The following is a 13,523-nucleotide window of genomic DNA, read 5'->3' as shown; positions in this document are numbered from 1 at the left end:
GAAGCCGCCGCCCGCGGCTCCGCCGAACCCGCCGGCCTGCGGCCGCGCGCCAAAGCCCGGCTGCGCCCCTGCGCCGCCGAAGCTGCCGCCGCCATAACCGCCCGCACCCTGACTGCGTCCGCCGCCCAGGCGCGAGCCGAACCCGCCGAACGAGCCGCCGATGCGCCCGCCCCTCATTTCCACCGATTCCTTCAGATTGTCCGGAATCTCCTCCAGGAAGCGCGACGGCGCATTGGCCGCCGTGCGTCCGTAAAGCAAGCGGCTCTGCGCGCAGGTCAGGTACAGCTTCTTCTCCGCCCGCGTGATGCCGACATAGGCGAGCCGCCGCTCCTCCTCCATCTCGTCGTTGTCCATGAACGCACGGCTGCCGGGGAAAATCCCCTCCTCCATGCCGACGATGAACACGACCGGGAACTCGAGCCCCTTGGCGCTGTGCATCGTCATGAGCACGACGGCGTCGCCTTTTTCCTTGGCGTCCTCGTCGTCTCCCATCGAATCGATGTCCGCGATCAGCGCGAGATCGGTCAGGAAGGCGACAAGCGACTTATCCTCGTTGCGGTTCTCGAACTCCTGGGTGACGGACAGAAATTCCTCGATGTTCTCCAGCCGCGCCTGCGACTCGATCGTATTCTCCCGCTGCAGCTCCATGCGATAGCCGGACATCTCCAGCATTTTCTCCGTTAATTCAGTCACGGACAAATACTCGACCATCGCAGTCAGATTGGCGATCAGCGCGCTGAACTCGGAGAGCGCCGCCTTGGCGCGCGACTGAATGTCCAGATGGTACAAACCGTCGCCCAGCAGTCCTTCGCCCTGGCTGATCAGCTTGTAGATGGAGATGCCTTGGCGCTGCGCCTCCTCCTGGACCTTCCCCATCGTCGTATCGCCCAGCGCGCGCTTGGGGACGTTAATGATACGGTTGAGGCTAATATCGTCGTCCGGGTTGGAGATGAGTCGCAGATAAGCCAGAATGTCCTTGATTTCCTTGCGGTCGTAGACCTTGGTGCCGCCGACGATCTGATACGGAATCTCGGATTTGATCAATATTTCTTCCATCACCCGTGACATGGCGTTCGTACGGTATAGAATCGCATGATGGTCGTAACGGCGGCCGTTCTGCCTGTTCTTTCGGATCTCGCCCGCGACGAAGTAGCCTTCCCCATGCTCCGAATCGCCTTGGTAGACCGTAATCTTTTCGCCGCCGGGGCTGTCGGTCCACAGGTTCTTGGGCTTGCGGCCCATATTGTTCTTGATGACCTGGTTGGCCGCCTCCAGGATGTTGGAGGTCGAGCGATAGTTCTGCTCCAGCAAAATGGTGCGCGCTTCGGGATAGTCGGCCTCGAAGTTGAGAATGTTTGTGATGTCCGCGCCCCGCCAGCGATAGATCGACTGGTCGCTGTCGCCGACGACGCAGATGTTGTGGTGCTTCGCGGCGAGCATTTTGCAGATCATGTACTGCGCCTTGTTGGTGTCCTGGTATTCGTCGACATGGATGAAGCGGAACTTGTTCTGATAAAACTCGAGCACTTCGGGCACTTCGCGGAACAGCTGGATCGTGAGCAAAATGAGATCGTCGAAGTCGAGCGAGTTGTTCGCCTTCAGGCGGCGCTGATACTGCGTATACACCTTGGCCGCGATCGTCTGAAAATAGTCGCCCGCGCGCGCCTCGTATTGCTCCGGCGACAGCAGCTCGTTTTTGGCGCCGCTGATCATCGCCTGCACCGCTTTGGGCTCGAACTTCTTCGTGTCAATGTTCTGCTCCTTCATGACGCCCCGGATGACGGACAATTGGTCCGCCGAGTCCAGGATGCTGAAGTTGGAGCCGAAGCCGATCCGCTCGATGTCACGCCGCAGAATGCGCACGCTCATCGAGTGAAACGTGCTCACCCATACGTCGCGCCCGCTCGCGCCGATCAGCTTGGAAACGCGGTCCTGCATCTCGCGCGCCGCCTTATTCGTAAAGGTGATCGCGAGAATGCTCCACGGCGCCGCGATGCGCTTGGCGATCAGGTAGGCGATGCGGTGCGTGAGCACCCGCGTCTTGCCGCTGCCCGCGCCGGCCATGATGAGTAGCGGTCCGTCGGTGGCGACGGCCGCCTCGCGTTGCTTCGGATTCAGCCGGTTCACGGCTTCGTCGATATTAAACGTCGTCTCGGACGACGGTTGGGCCGGTTCAAAAAACATGATGATAACGCTCCTTTGCTTGTAGCTTGTGGGAGGCGTCCATTCGCCTCGCCGCGCAGGCGGTCAGTCCCCAGGACTTCGGGCCGAACCGCCCGCGCCGATCGCGCGCTTCGCCGCGTCGACGGTCGCAAGCGCCGCCGGCAGATCAACGTAGATGACGTTGCCGACGACGATCGTATGTGCGGACTCCGCGGCCGCCCTTGCCTGCTCGGGCGTGGAGATGCCTCCGCCGTAGAACAGGCGCGCCTGCGTCAGTCGGTCGCGAACCTGGCGGACCAGCTCCATGTCGCCGAACGCGCCGCTGTACTCCAGGTACAGCACCGGCACGCGCCAGAGCCGGTCGGCCAGTTGGGCGTAAGCCAGCACCTCGTCCGCAGTGAGCGCCGTGCGCGCTTCGGTCACTTGCGCCGCGGTGCACGCGCCGTTCAGGATCAAGTAGGCTTGGCCTGCGGTAAGCTCCCAAGGCATGAACGCGCCGTACTCGGCCAACGCCTCCGCCTGCCGGCCGACGATCCAATCCGTCCGCCCGGCGTTCAGCACCATCGGCACCAAATAGCCGTCGAAGCCCGGAACGGCGCTGTCGGCGCCGGTCAGCTCCAGCGCGCACGGCACCTCGTAGCGGCGAATGCGCGCCAAGAGGTCCACCGTATTGTCGTAGGTGACGCCGCTCGACCCGCCGACCAGTATGCCGTCCGTGCCGGACAAGCAGATCCGCTCCAGCGCCTCGTCGGATATCGCGCGATCCGGATCCAGCTTAAACACGTGCCGCCACGCGGCGTACATATCCGAAAATGCGATCATGCGTTCCTCCACGGCGTTTACCCCTAGTCTACAGGAAATCGGGTCATGAAGGAAGGCGAACGGCAGGGTTTTCGATACTCAAAATACTGGAGCGCGCGAGCCGGGGCTGAGTAATACGATTTCGCCGCACAACTCGTGCCTTCGACGCTCCACGCTGCCGAATTATGCGATACCGTCGTATAACTCGTGCCTTCGACGCTCCAAGCTGCCGAATTATGCGATACCGCCGCACAACTCGTGCCCTCGACGCTACACATTGCCGAATTATGCGACACCGCCGCACAACTCGTGCCTTTGCCGCCCCATAGTGCCGAATTATGCGATGCCGTCGCACAACTCATGCCTTCGATGCTCCACAGTGCCGAATTATGCGATACCGCCGCACAACTCGCTTACTCATCACCCGTCCACCAACCAATGTTTACCCTCACCCTCTTAATAGCTCACTTCCTTTGCTAGTCAATTTGTACCTGCGTAGAGTTTGACGCCGTTCGTGCCAACGATCTCATACTCCAAATGAAAGCCGTCGAGCGTGCCAAAAACGGGCAGCAAGATGTCGGTCAGAAGCTTGATCGTACCGCTCAGGTCGCGCTGAAGCATCTCGAGCCGTTGTCCGCTCGCCGACTTCCTTTGCTTTTCGATAAAAGCCTGAACGATTTCCACTGCGTTGCCATTCTTCTCCCTTGCCATTTGAACCGCCTCCCAAAAAATGAAAAATAAAAAGCCGCCATCCCCGAAGGAATAGCGGCGTGTGCTTCACGCAACGTTATTTAAGCTTGCTCTCCAAATAAGCCTTGAACGCGTCGCCCAGATCCGGACGCTGGAGCGCAAAATCCACGATGGTCTTCAGGTACCCGAGCTTCTCGCCGGTATCGTACCGATCGCCTTCGAAAGCGTACGCGTACACCGACTCCTGCTGCAGCAAACGGAAGATCGCGTCCGTCAGCTGAATCTCGCCGCCCGCGCCGGTGTCCTGCGTCTCAAGCAGGTTGAAGATGGCCGGCGTTAATATGTATCGGCCCATGATCGCGATGTTGGAGGGTGCGCGTTCCGCCGCAGGCTTCTCCACGACGCCGCGAACCGGGACGATGTCCAGACTCAGATCGGCCCCGTCGGCCGGGTCGACGATGCCGTAGCGGGAGATCTCGTCCTCGGGCACGCGCTTGACGGCCAGCACGCTGCTCTCCACCTTGTCGTACACGTCCATCATTTGCTTCAGGCACGGTGTCTCGGAGCGGACGATATCGTCCCCGAGCAGAACGGCGAACGGCTCGTCGCCGATGAAGTTGCGCGCGCACCAGATCGCATGGCCGAGACCCTTCGCTTCCTTTTGCCGAATATAATGAATATCGATCAGATCCGAAGCGCGCTGCACCTCGGACAGCAAGTCGAGCTTGCCCTTTTGGCGCAGGTTCTCCTCAAGCTCGTAATAGCTGTCGAAGTGATCCTCGATGGCCCGCTTGCCCTTGCCGGTCACGATGATAATGTCCTCGATGCCCGAGGCGACGGCTTCTTCGACGATATATTGAATGCCGGGCTTGTCGATAATCGGCAGCATCTCTTTGGGCAGCGCCTTCGGCGCGGGAAGAAAGCGGGTGCCGAGACCGGCTGCGGGAATAATGGCCTTGCGGACTTTCATAAGACAGGCATCCTCTCTATATTATGCGTGCCGTCCTTGATACGCCGGAATTCCTTGCGGCGCGGCCGGCAGACGCCCGACTCCGATGCATACGACGCCTTGCGCGTTCAGCGCGTGCGCATCCAGGCAGTTGCGTCCATCTAATATTATAGGCCTGCTCATCCAGCTTTTGTAGTCTTCTGCCGATATTTTGCGAATCTCCGGCCATTCTGTCACGACGATCGCGGCGTCCGCGCCGCGCAGCGCCTCTTCGGCGGAGCCGTACAGCCCGACTCCGGCGGGCAGCTGCCGCTTCATCCCGACGTCGACGGCCGGGTCGTAGGCCGCCAGCGCGATGCCGGGATAACGCTTCTTCAGCTCGGCGATCAGGCGCAGCGACGGCGCCTCGCGCAGCTCGGACGTGCCGGGCTTGAAGGCGAGCCCGAGCAGCGCCACGCGGCGCCGCGACAGGCCGCTGAGCGCCGCCTCCAGCTTGCGCGCCATGCGCTGCGGCAGAACGGCGTTGGCGCGGATGGCCGCCGTAGCGACTGTCTGCGGCGCGCCGGCCTCGCTCGCCAGACGGACGAGCGCACGCGCGTCCTTCGGCAGGCAGGCGCCCCCGAAGCCAAGGCCGGCGCCCAGAAAGTGCGGGCCGATGCGCGGATCCAGCCCCATGATGCGGGCGATATCCGGGTAGTCGGCGCCGGTCTGCTCCGAGAGGGCCGCCATCTCGTTGGCGAAGGAGATTTTGATCGCCAGCGCCGCATTGGACGCGAGCTTAGCGAGCTCCGCGCTTCGGCGGTCCGTATGAACGACGGTCGTGGAGAGCCTCCGGTACAGCCGATCCATCGACTCGGCCGCCTCATGCGTCGCCGAACCGACGACGACGCGCGGGGGCTCGAAGAAGTCCCGCACCGCATGGCCTTCACGCAAAAAATCGGGCACGGACACGACGTCGGCGCCTGACTCCGACGGCAGTCTCGCCCGAAGACGCGCTTCCAGCCGCTCGGCCGTACCCACCGGCACAGTGCTGTGAACGGCGATCAACCTGCGCGCTCCGTCGGTCCGCGGCCCGATCAGGTCCGCAGCTTCCCATAGCTGGGCGAGCAGAATCTCCCCGTCATCCGTTGCAGGCGTTCCGACAGCGAGAAATACCACCTCGGCTTCGCCGACGGCAGGCGACGCGCCGGCGCCGAAAGCAAGCCGTCCTGCCTCCTGCCCCCGCTTGACCAGCTCGACAAGACCGGGCTCCCAATAGGGAATTCTGCCGTCCGAGATTCGCTCTATTTTATCGCCGTCCGTATCGCAGCAATAGACCTGGTGTCCCAAATCCGCGAATCCGGCCGCCGTCGTCAATCCTACGATTCCCGCTCCTACAACCGCGATTTTCATAAAAGGTCCCTCCTTGGATTCCAACGTCGTCCGTACATTGTATCAATGGGACCTCATGTCTGGATGCGCTTCAGGTTAACGGAATGTAAAATCGATTCGGCGCTAACAGTTCGGACGTCAAAAAACGACAAGCGTCAAATCCTGCGCCCGCCTGCATAACGTCGAAAAAGCCGAATAAGCCAAAAAGAAGCCGAAAAGCCGCCCATCCCAAAGGATGAAGCGGCTTCTTAGCCTGTGTTACTTAACCAATTGCCCGCGCGTCACGCCGAGCTGGTTGATCGCCTTCAGCTTCTTCCACACCTCGGTGCCGCCGATCCGGCCCTGCATGGCCGCCCGATATAGCGACAGCACTTCGCGCACCTTCGCGGCGTCCTCTTCGAGGAATTCGACCCGGTAAGACGGCACGCCCAGCTCCTGGAACGTCGTCAGGTACTCCGCGCCCGACTGCTCGATCGCATTGTACACCGTGTTGCGGCAGCCTTCGTCCACCCGTACGGGGTGCGAGAAGCCGATCCGGTCGCGCAGCGACGCGCGGGATTCCTCGCAGGGACGGCCGCAGTTCGTGAAGTTCGTGCCCTCGCTCATGAACGTGCAGTAGACGCAGTGCTCCGTATGGAACATCGGCAGATGCTGGTGGATGACGAGCTCGAGCCGCGACGTGTCCGACAGGCGCAGCATATCCACCATCTGCTGGACGTTCAGGTCGTAGGACGGCGTCACCCAGTCGAGACCCGCCTCGCGGAACAGCTCGACCGTCTTGTGATTCGCCACGTTCAGCGAGAAATCCCCGATGAGCGTCGGGTGCTTGGCGCCCGGATTTTCCATCCGTTCCTTCAGGTAAAAATAGAGCGCCCCCGTATTGCGCACGAGTACCGCGTCCGGCGCCAGCTTCAGGATGTTGCGGTGGTAGCCGTTCTCGCCGGGCATGTGGATACGCGGCGTCGCCAGCGCAATCGGCTTGCCCGCCGCTCGGCAGACCGCGATCGCGTCGGGAAACTGCTTGATGAATTCGAAGTCCGCGTAAATTATCGCGGCGTCGGTCTCGACGGCCGCCTGCACCTGCTCGAGCGTCCGACACAGGACGGTTAGCCGGCCGCCGCCGGTCTCGAGCACGGACGGCGCCGGGTGCGGCGCGTCGCCGTAGGCGTCGACATCGCGCTTGACGTAGACCGGCGGTCGGTCGCGGAGCGGCTCGAGCTGCAGCACCGCTTCGCGGCGGATGCGGTTCAGCTCGCTCTTCGGCACGATGACCTCGCCTTCGAGCGACACGGTCAGCTCGCCGAGATGATACAGCGAGCCGCCGAGGCGGCCGAGCTGCTCCTCGAGCACTTCGCGGCCTAGCGGCCGGTTCATCGCGCGCTCGAGCGGCATCTCGGACTGGACGACGACGGTCGTATTTTTCTGTGCGTCGGTCCAGATCGTGCGGAGCGGCTCGCCTTCGCGGCCGGAGACGGTGACGGACACCGGGAACGTGCGATACGGCTTGTCCGTCTCGAACGTCGTGCGGAGACGGCGGTCAAGCGCAGGATCGCTCGTCTTCCAGATGCGGTCGCCGACGTGGAGCTTGGTCAGGTCGACGTCATTGCGACCCATCACGATCTCGATCTCGCCGCCCTGCGCGACCTCGCCCTCGATCTTGATCTTGCCGCGGCGCAGATCGTACACGCGTCCGCCCTCTTCCTTCTTCGTCGGGTCGCCGGCGTCGAAGACGAGACCGTCGCCGCGCTTGAGCGGCGCCTCGAGCAGGCACACGACGCTGTCGCGCGTCAGCCGCTCTACGCGGCCCAGATACACGCCCCGGCTTTTCGGAAAGGTGCCCTCGACGAGCTGCTTGTTGTTCGTGCCCTCAAGGAAGCCGTGCGTAAAGCCGCGCGAGAAGCTCTGCTGCAGCTCGCGGATCTCCTCCGCCGACGGCCTGGCATCCTGTCCCGCGAAGTGTTTGTCGATGGCGCTGCGGTACTTGCTCACGACGTTGGCGACGTACTCCGGGCTTTTGAGCCGGCCCTCGATCTTGAACGATGTGACGCCCGCTTCGATCAGCTCCGGCATGATGTCGATGGCGGCCAGATCCTTGGGCGACAGCAGATAGGCGATATTGCCCATCGGCTTGTGCTCGCCGTCGACCATCAGATCGTACGGCAGGCGGCAGGCTTGCGCGCATTCGCCGCGGTTCGCGGAGCGTCCGCCCCACATCTCGCTCGTCAGGCACTGCCCCGAATACGAGACGCACAAGGCGCCGTGCACAAAAACCTCCATCGGCAGCTTCGCCTGCTCGCCGATCTTGGCAATTTGCTTCAGGTTGTTCTCGCGTCCGAGCACGACCCGCTCCATGCCGAACGGCTTCGTGAACTCGACCGCCTCCGGGGAGGTGATCGTCATTTGCGTCGAGCCGTGAATCGGGAAGTCCGGCGAGATCTCGCGGATCAGCTTGACGAGACCGAGATCCTGCACGATGACCGCATCCACGCCGGCGTCGATGCAAGCTTCGACGAGCTCCTGCGCGTTTTTCAGCTCGTCCTCGAACACGAGGATATTAAACGTGAGAAAGCCTTTGACGCCGTACCTGTGGAGGAACGCCATGATCTCCGGCAGCTCGTCCATCTTGAAGTTGTTCGCGCGCGCCCGCGCATTAAATTTTTCCACACCGAAAAAGATCGCGTCCGCGCCATTCGCGACGGCCGCACGCATGCATTCCCAGTCTCCGGCGGGAGCCAACAGCTCTATATCTTCACGCCGCACCGCGGCTTGATCGCTCATGTATGCTTAACCTCCATGCCGCCTCAAGGCGGCGTTCTCTCTATCAGTATAGCAAAGCGAGGCGCTCGGACCAAAGGAAAATGGCGGCGGGCGCGCAAAAAGGCGGCCAGCCCCGTTATAAAGGGAGTTGGCCGCCTCGGTACGTTAGTCGGCAATCAATCGTTGAATTTGAACGATTTGAACGCCTCTTCGATACGCTTCAGGTTGAATTCGGTCGCGCTCGCGTCGCTCATCGCGGCTTGAATGAGATAAATGCCGCCGTTTTTCTCTATCAGGTAAGCGGTAATTTTGCCGCCGGTATTGGAAGTAACGATCGGCGTGAGCGTCATTTTGACCGCCTTTTCCCCAGCGAACGTTTCGTCCGTCCGGCTGTCGACCTTCCAGATCCCGGATGACGTATACGCCTTTTCCATCATTTCCGGATACCCCTGCATCGTCGGGCCTTTTTCCATGACGATAACGAAGTTAAATCCCGCATCATCGAACGTGACTGTATCTCGTTCCATGTCCATTCCGGCTTGAGTCCAATCTTCCGGGACAGTAATGCTGTAGCCGAATTTTTTGCTGGTTTTCGTTACAGTATTGTTCTGATCGATATCATCGTCGGCATCCGGCACTTGACCGAAGGTTTTCTCGACTTTGGCGAAGTCGACCTTCATGCTCTTTTGAAGCATGTCGAGAATGTCGGCTTGATTCGATCCGCCATCTCTTTCGTATGTGTACCCCGTATCATACTTGTAAGCGCCCTTGACTGCAAAAATTTCGTAGTGATCCACCCACGTTGTGCCGTCCTGCGTTAAGGAGAACTTCACAAGCTTCGCAGGAATGCCGTTCCAGATAATATCCGATACGACCGCCGGCTCCTTATACTTGTCGGTCAGGCGATTGTCGACCGCCCCGATCTGGCGCTTCACCCACGCATCCAGCGTATCTCCCGCCTTAAGCGAGGTGATGTCGAACGTAATCGAATCATCGCCATTATAGTAACTGATGCCGTCCTCGTAGCCCTCTTCCCACTCCGGAGGAAGCTGGATCGTGAGGCCATAGTCTGCGTCCTTGTAAGTGACGACGCCGTCTTTGACTTTGCTGAGATCCTTCAGCGCTGCGTTTTTGGCATCGAACTGGGGCGCGAAGCTATCCAGCAGCGGCTTGTTGGCCGTCAGCTCGGAAGCGGCCTTCGCCGACTTGCCGAACATGAGAATGTAGAATCGGTCATTCGCTTGAATGGCTCTGTATTCGTAATAAAATCCGTCGGAACTTTTGGTCACCATCGTCTGGAATTTGCCCGACGGCAGCGTGATTTCCTTGACGTTCAGCACCGTCTCGTCGTCGATGTAACCTTCGAGGTATTCGCGCTGCTCCTTCGCGGTGAGCACTTCCTTCGCTTCTTCGACGGAAATGGACAAATAATAGTTTTTCTTCACGTCCTGGAAGGAAATGAAGTCGCCGGTGCCCGTCTGATAATTCTGCGCCAGCCCCGTCGGGTAGTTCATCGACCACTTGAAATAGCTGTCGCCGATCTTGGACTTGCCTGCGTCGGTGTCGATCGTCCCCTTGCCGCCGCCTGCGGCGGCGCGCGTACCTTTGATGACGATCTCTTTGGTCGACGCCGTGAACGCGACCTTGGCGCCAAGCAGCTCGGCTGCGCGCAGCGGCACCATCATGACGCCTTTGACGGCGACCGGCGCTGCGGGCAGCGCCTTTTGAACGCCGTTGACGTAGGCGGTCTTGCTGCCGGTAGCCATGACGACCTTCAGGCTCGCGCTGTGCGTCAGCGTCATCTTTTTGTTGTCGGTCAGCTGCAACTGCGCGCCGATTCCTTTGGTGAGCACGCTGAGCGGAATAAAGGTGACGCCTTTTTGCTGAAATGGCGGCTGCACGGTCGCAGCAACGCCGTCTACTGTCATCTGACCGCTGCCCAGCTTCAGCTTGATGACGACTTGCGTCGTCGCGGCCGCTGCGGTCGAAGCAGCGAACGCTGCCGTTCCGGAGGAGATGGCGAGCGCCAGGACGAGCAGGAAAGACAAGAACATTTTAGGGGAAAAGACGGTCCTCGAATTGGACATTAGTTCATCTAGCTCCTTTTTATTGAGACAAACTCTTGGACAAAACGACTTGACGGGACACGAGATCTCCGTCAGCCAGTACCGTGACGGCAATCTTGCCGCCCGGCAAATAAGACTTGAGCAGCTCGCTAAGCTCGACGAGCGTGGCGATCTGCTTGCCTCCGACCGCGTAAATCTGGTCGCCAACCTTGAAGCCTGCAGCCTGCGCCTCCGCGGAGACGACCGACGTGACGGTCATCGGCTCCTCGGTCGGCAGGCCGACGACGGCGGACCAGCTCTCCTCAAGCTCCAGGCCGAGGGAAGGGCGCATGACTTTGCCGTACTTGGCGAACTGGTTCAGCACGTACTGCACCGTGTCCGCCGGAATGGCGAAGCCCATGCTGTCGATATCGACGTCCTCGAGCTTCATCGAGTTGATGCCGACGACCTCGCCCTTCATGTTGACGAGCGGCCCGCCGCTGTTGCCCGGATTGATGACCGCGTCCGTCTGCAGCAGGTTATAGTCGTCGGAGATCGACCGGTTGAGCCCGCTGACGACGCCGACCGTAGCCGTATTGCGCAGCGAGAACGACACCGGAGTGCCGATCGCGATCGCAGGCTCGCCGACTGTGACCTTGAGCGGAGAAGCCGCAAACTTCGCGGGCTTGAGACCGCTCGCCTTAATCTGTACGAGCGCCAGATCGCTCGTGACGTCGATCTGCTTGCGCGTGCCTTCGTACTCCTTGCCGTCGGCAGTGACGACGACGATCCGTGTCATATCCTGCACGACGTGGGCGTTGGTCACGATCAGCCCATCCTCCTTGATGATGACGCCCGTTCCGTGCGCCAGCTCGAACCGGCCGCCGGCCGCATCGGGCTTGCCGATGATGGCGACGACGCTCGGCGCGACCTGCTTAATAACGGACGGCACGTCCGCAGGCGTGTACTTATACGTCTGGCTTGCCTTGTCGTAGGCTCCCGTGCCGCCGAGCGCGGCGGTTAAGGACGTCGCCTTGACATAGGCTTCGCCGTTGATGACCTTGACCGGCAGGCTGACCGAGCCCGACACCGGCGCCGCCGCCGTGGCCGAACCGGCCAACAGCAGCCCGAACGAAAAAAACGCGGCACCGATCGCCGCTTTGCCGTTTACCTTTTTATACAACCCGCTCCCCAACTGCCTCTCGTTCGTAAATAATGACCTTTTTACCATATCAGAATCCCGCTTAAGGGGACATCGGAGATTGTGTCGATTCATGTCGAACGTATAAAAAAAGAGAACCGGGCTCGCGCGCCGGCTCTCTTGTCTTAGTTATGGGTTGGAATGCAGCCGTAAAACTTACCAGCCGCTGACCATCTTCACGTCCGCGATCAGGAAAACGATCAAGGATACAACCGTGAATCCGATGGCGAAAATGTTCTTGTTCTGGCGCTGCCTCAACAGGCGAACGAGCCCGGCGACGATCAGAACCGTGATAACTACCATGAAAATGTCGAATACCGCGAACGTGCTTGCGGATTCAGCCGCATTTTCTGCGAGAAACATGGGTTGTCCTCCCTTATCTCATAACTTTCCCAGTATCCTCTATGTTAGCCATAAGGCACCCTTGTTGCAAGTCCGAATTTGCCGGCGTAACAACTTTGTCACAATCATCGCGAAAGCGCTAACGTCCAGTCCTTACTTCATATGGAGGTGGGGCGCGCGTCTCTGAACGGATGATCGCCTTGAGCCGGGGCAACCGCGTCGAACCTTCTCGGAAATATAAAATGTCCAGCGCCGCCAACATTTATAACAAGCGCGACTGAAATTCGACGTTCGTCTGCGCCGGGTTGACACGATCGCCGGCCGATACTACGCTCTAATCAACCCTATATCGAGGAGGCTGTACGCCCATGCGCGAACGTCCGAATGCCAACGAATACACGCCCTACCAAGGCCAGTACATCTCGCTTGTCCCCGAAGGCGATCTGATCGAGATTCTGGAGGCGCAAAAAACGCGCACGCTCGACTTGATCGCAGGACTCACGGAGGAGCAAGCGAACAGTCGCTACGCGCCCGGCAAGTGGTCGCTCAAGCAAGTGTTCGGCCATATCAGCGACAATGAGCGCATCCAGAGCTACCGGCTGCTCCGCATCGCCCGCGGCGACCAGACGAACCTGCCCGGCTACGAGCAGGACGAGCTGGTACCGGGCGGACCGTTCGAGAGCTGGAGCCTGCAGCAGCTGGCCGAGGACTATCGCACGGTTCGAGAAGCGACGCTCACGCTGCTGCGCGGGCTGCGAGCCGAGGACTGGACGCGGATCGGCCATGCGAACGACAATCCCGTCAGCGTGCGGGCGCTGGCCTGCATCAACAGCGGCCATGAGCTGCACCATCTGCGGATCGTGGAGGAGAAGTACCTGAAGTGAATGAACGAAAAAGCGGGCTCCCCTTCTGAGAGGAGGCCCGCTTTTTCGTTTTTACGGCAACGGCTACACGCTGCGATCGACTTGATGTCCCTTGGCCTCGCCGTTCCGCAAGCCGGCATCCCGCTCGCGAAGCTCCCGTCGGAGGAGACGAACCTCTTCGGCCAGCTGTTCGAGCTTGCGAGAGGTCCCGGAAGTATCGACCGCGCGGCGAACGGCCAGCACGAACGCGAACCAGCCCAGGGCGACGACGGGCAGCATGACAACGATAGTTAACAGCGCGCTGACCACGATGGCGGGGACCACCTTCCTCGGATCTTATT

At 60.6% G+C, this 13,523-nt stretch carries 11 protein-coding genes; 1 reads left to right on the top strand and 10 read right to left on the bottom strand.

The genetic code is table 11. The features are described 5' to 3' along the window. The 9 genes from pcrA to KVT38_RS28245 all read right to left on the bottom strand — a co-directional run. On the bottom strand, nt 1–2,184 hold a 2,184-nt coding region (pcrA, locus tag KVT38_RS28285; RefSeq protein ID WP_217597096.1), incomplete at its 3' end, for a DNA helicase PcrA. A gap of 63 nt (nt 2,185–2,247) precedes the next feature. Continuing rightward, nucleotides 2,248–2,985, bottom strand: a complete 738-nt coding sequence (gene pcrB / locus KVT38_RS28280; protein ID WP_254639628.1) for a heptaprenylglyceryl phosphate synthase — start codon at nt 2,983–2,985, stop codon at nt 2,248–2,250. A 459-nt stretch (nt 2,986–3,444) separates the two neighbouring features. Beyond that, nucleotides 3,445–3,675 carry a hypothetical protein gene (locus KVT38_RS28275; protein WP_217597095.1) on the bottom strand — a complete coding sequence of 77 codons (231 nt, stop codon included), beginning with the start codon at nt 3,673–3,675 and terminating at the stop codon, nt 3,445–3,447. A 76-nt stretch (nt 3,676–3,751) separates the two neighbouring features. Next, the gene (galU, locus tag KVT38_RS28270) at nt 3,752–4,624 is read right to left on the bottom strand and encodes a UTP--glucose-1-phosphate uridylyltransferase GalU (RefSeq protein WP_217597094.1); all 873 of its coding nucleotides are present in this window, start codon (nt 4,622–4,624) and stop codon (nt 3,752–3,754) included. A gap of 21 nt (nt 4,625–4,645) precedes the next feature. Beyond that, nucleotides 4,646–5,995: a UDP-glucose dehydrogenase family protein gene (locus tag KVT38_RS28265; RefSeq protein ID WP_217597093.1), complete on the bottom strand. Its 1,350-nt coding sequence runs from the start codon at nt 5,993–5,995 to the stop codon at nt 4,646–4,648. Nucleotides 5,996–6,232: 237 nt separating this feature from the next. Next, complete coding sequence (locus tag KVT38_RS28260; protein ID WP_217597092.1) at nt 6,233–8,752, bottom strand: U32 family peptidase; 2,520 nt, start codon at nt 8,750–8,752, stop codon at nt 6,233–6,235. A gap of 155 nt (nt 8,753–8,907) precedes the next feature. Next, on the bottom strand, nt 8,908–10,818 hold the full coding sequence (locus KVT38_RS28255; protein WP_217597091.1) for a stalk domain-containing protein: 1,911 nt from the start codon (nt 10,816–10,818) through the stop codon (nt 8,908–8,910). Nucleotides 10,819–10,837: 19 nt separating this feature from the next. Further along, nucleotides 10,838–11,959: a S1C family serine protease gene (locus tag KVT38_RS28250; RefSeq protein ID WP_254639627.1), complete on the bottom strand. Its 1,122-nt coding sequence runs from the start codon at nt 11,957–11,959 to the stop codon at nt 10,838–10,840. Nucleotides 11,960–12,133: 174 nt separating this feature from the next. After that, nucleotides 12,134–12,340 carry a DUF2759 family protein gene (locus KVT38_RS28245; protein ID WP_217597089.1) on the bottom strand — a complete coding sequence of 69 codons (207 nt, stop codon included), beginning with the start codon at nt 12,338–12,340 and terminating at the stop codon, nt 12,134–12,136. 347 nt (nt 12,341–12,687) lie between these two features. Here KVT38_RS28245 and KVT38_RS28240 point away from each other — a divergent pair, with 347 nt between their 5' ends. Further along, nucleotides 12,688–13,203 carry a DinB family protein gene (locus KVT38_RS28240; RefSeq protein ID WP_217597088.1) on the top strand — a complete coding sequence of 172 codons (516 nt, stop codon included), beginning with the start codon at nt 12,688–12,690 and terminating at the stop codon, nt 13,201–13,203. Nucleotides 13,204–13,266: 63 nt separating this feature from the next. On the opposite strand, the gene KVT38_RS28235 is transcribed toward KVT38_RS28240, so the two are convergent. After that, nucleotides 13,267–13,491, bottom strand: coding sequence for a hypothetical protein (locus tag KVT38_RS28235; protein ID WP_217597087.1), 225 nt, complete (start codon nt 13,489–13,491; stop codon nt 13,267–13,269). Between the last annotated feature and the right edge of the window lie 32 nt (nt 13,492–13,523).

It is taken from the genome of Cohnella sp. GbtcB17 (assembly GCF_019091135.1).
In the GTDB taxonomy this organism is placed as follows: domain Bacteria; phylum Bacillota; class Bacilli; order Paenibacillales; family Paenibacillaceae; genus Cohnella.
The sequence above is the reverse complement of the archived record's forward strand: the minus strand, read 5'-3'. Positions and strand labels throughout refer to the sequence as shown.

Bases quoted from the DNA above. Each gene is read 5' to 3' on its own strand.
- pcrB (WP_254639628.1), bottom strand. From the start codon at position 2,985: ATGATCGCATTTTCGGATATGTACGCCGCGTGGCGGCACGTGTTTAAG.
- KVT38_RS28275 (WP_217597095.1), bottom strand. From the start codon at position 3,675: ATGGCAAGGGAGAAGAATGGCAACGCAGTGGAAATCGTTCAGGCTTTT.
- galU (WP_217597094.1), bottom strand. From the start codon at position 4,624: ATGAAAGTCCGCAAGGCCATTATTCCCGCAGCCGGTCTCGGCACCCGC.
- KVT38_RS28265 (WP_217597093.1), bottom strand. From the start codon at position 5,995: ATGAAAATCGCGGTTGTAGGAGCGGGAATCGTAGGATTGACGACGGCG.
- KVT38_RS28260 (WP_217597092.1), bottom strand. From the start codon at position 8,752: ATGAGCGATCAAGCCGCGGTGCGGCGTGAAGATATAGAGCTGTTGGCT.
- KVT38_RS28255 (WP_217597091.1), bottom strand. From the start codon at position 10,818: ATGTCCAATTCGAGGACCGTCTTTTCCCCTAAAATGTTCTTGTCTTTC.
- KVT38_RS28245 (WP_217597089.1), bottom strand. From the start codon at position 12,340: ATGTTTCTCGCAGAAAATGCGGCTGAATCCGCAAGCACGTTCGCGGTA.
- KVT38_RS28240 (WP_217597088.1), top strand. From the start codon at position 12,688: ATGCGCGAACGTCCGAATGCCAACGAATACACGCCCTACCAAGGCCAG.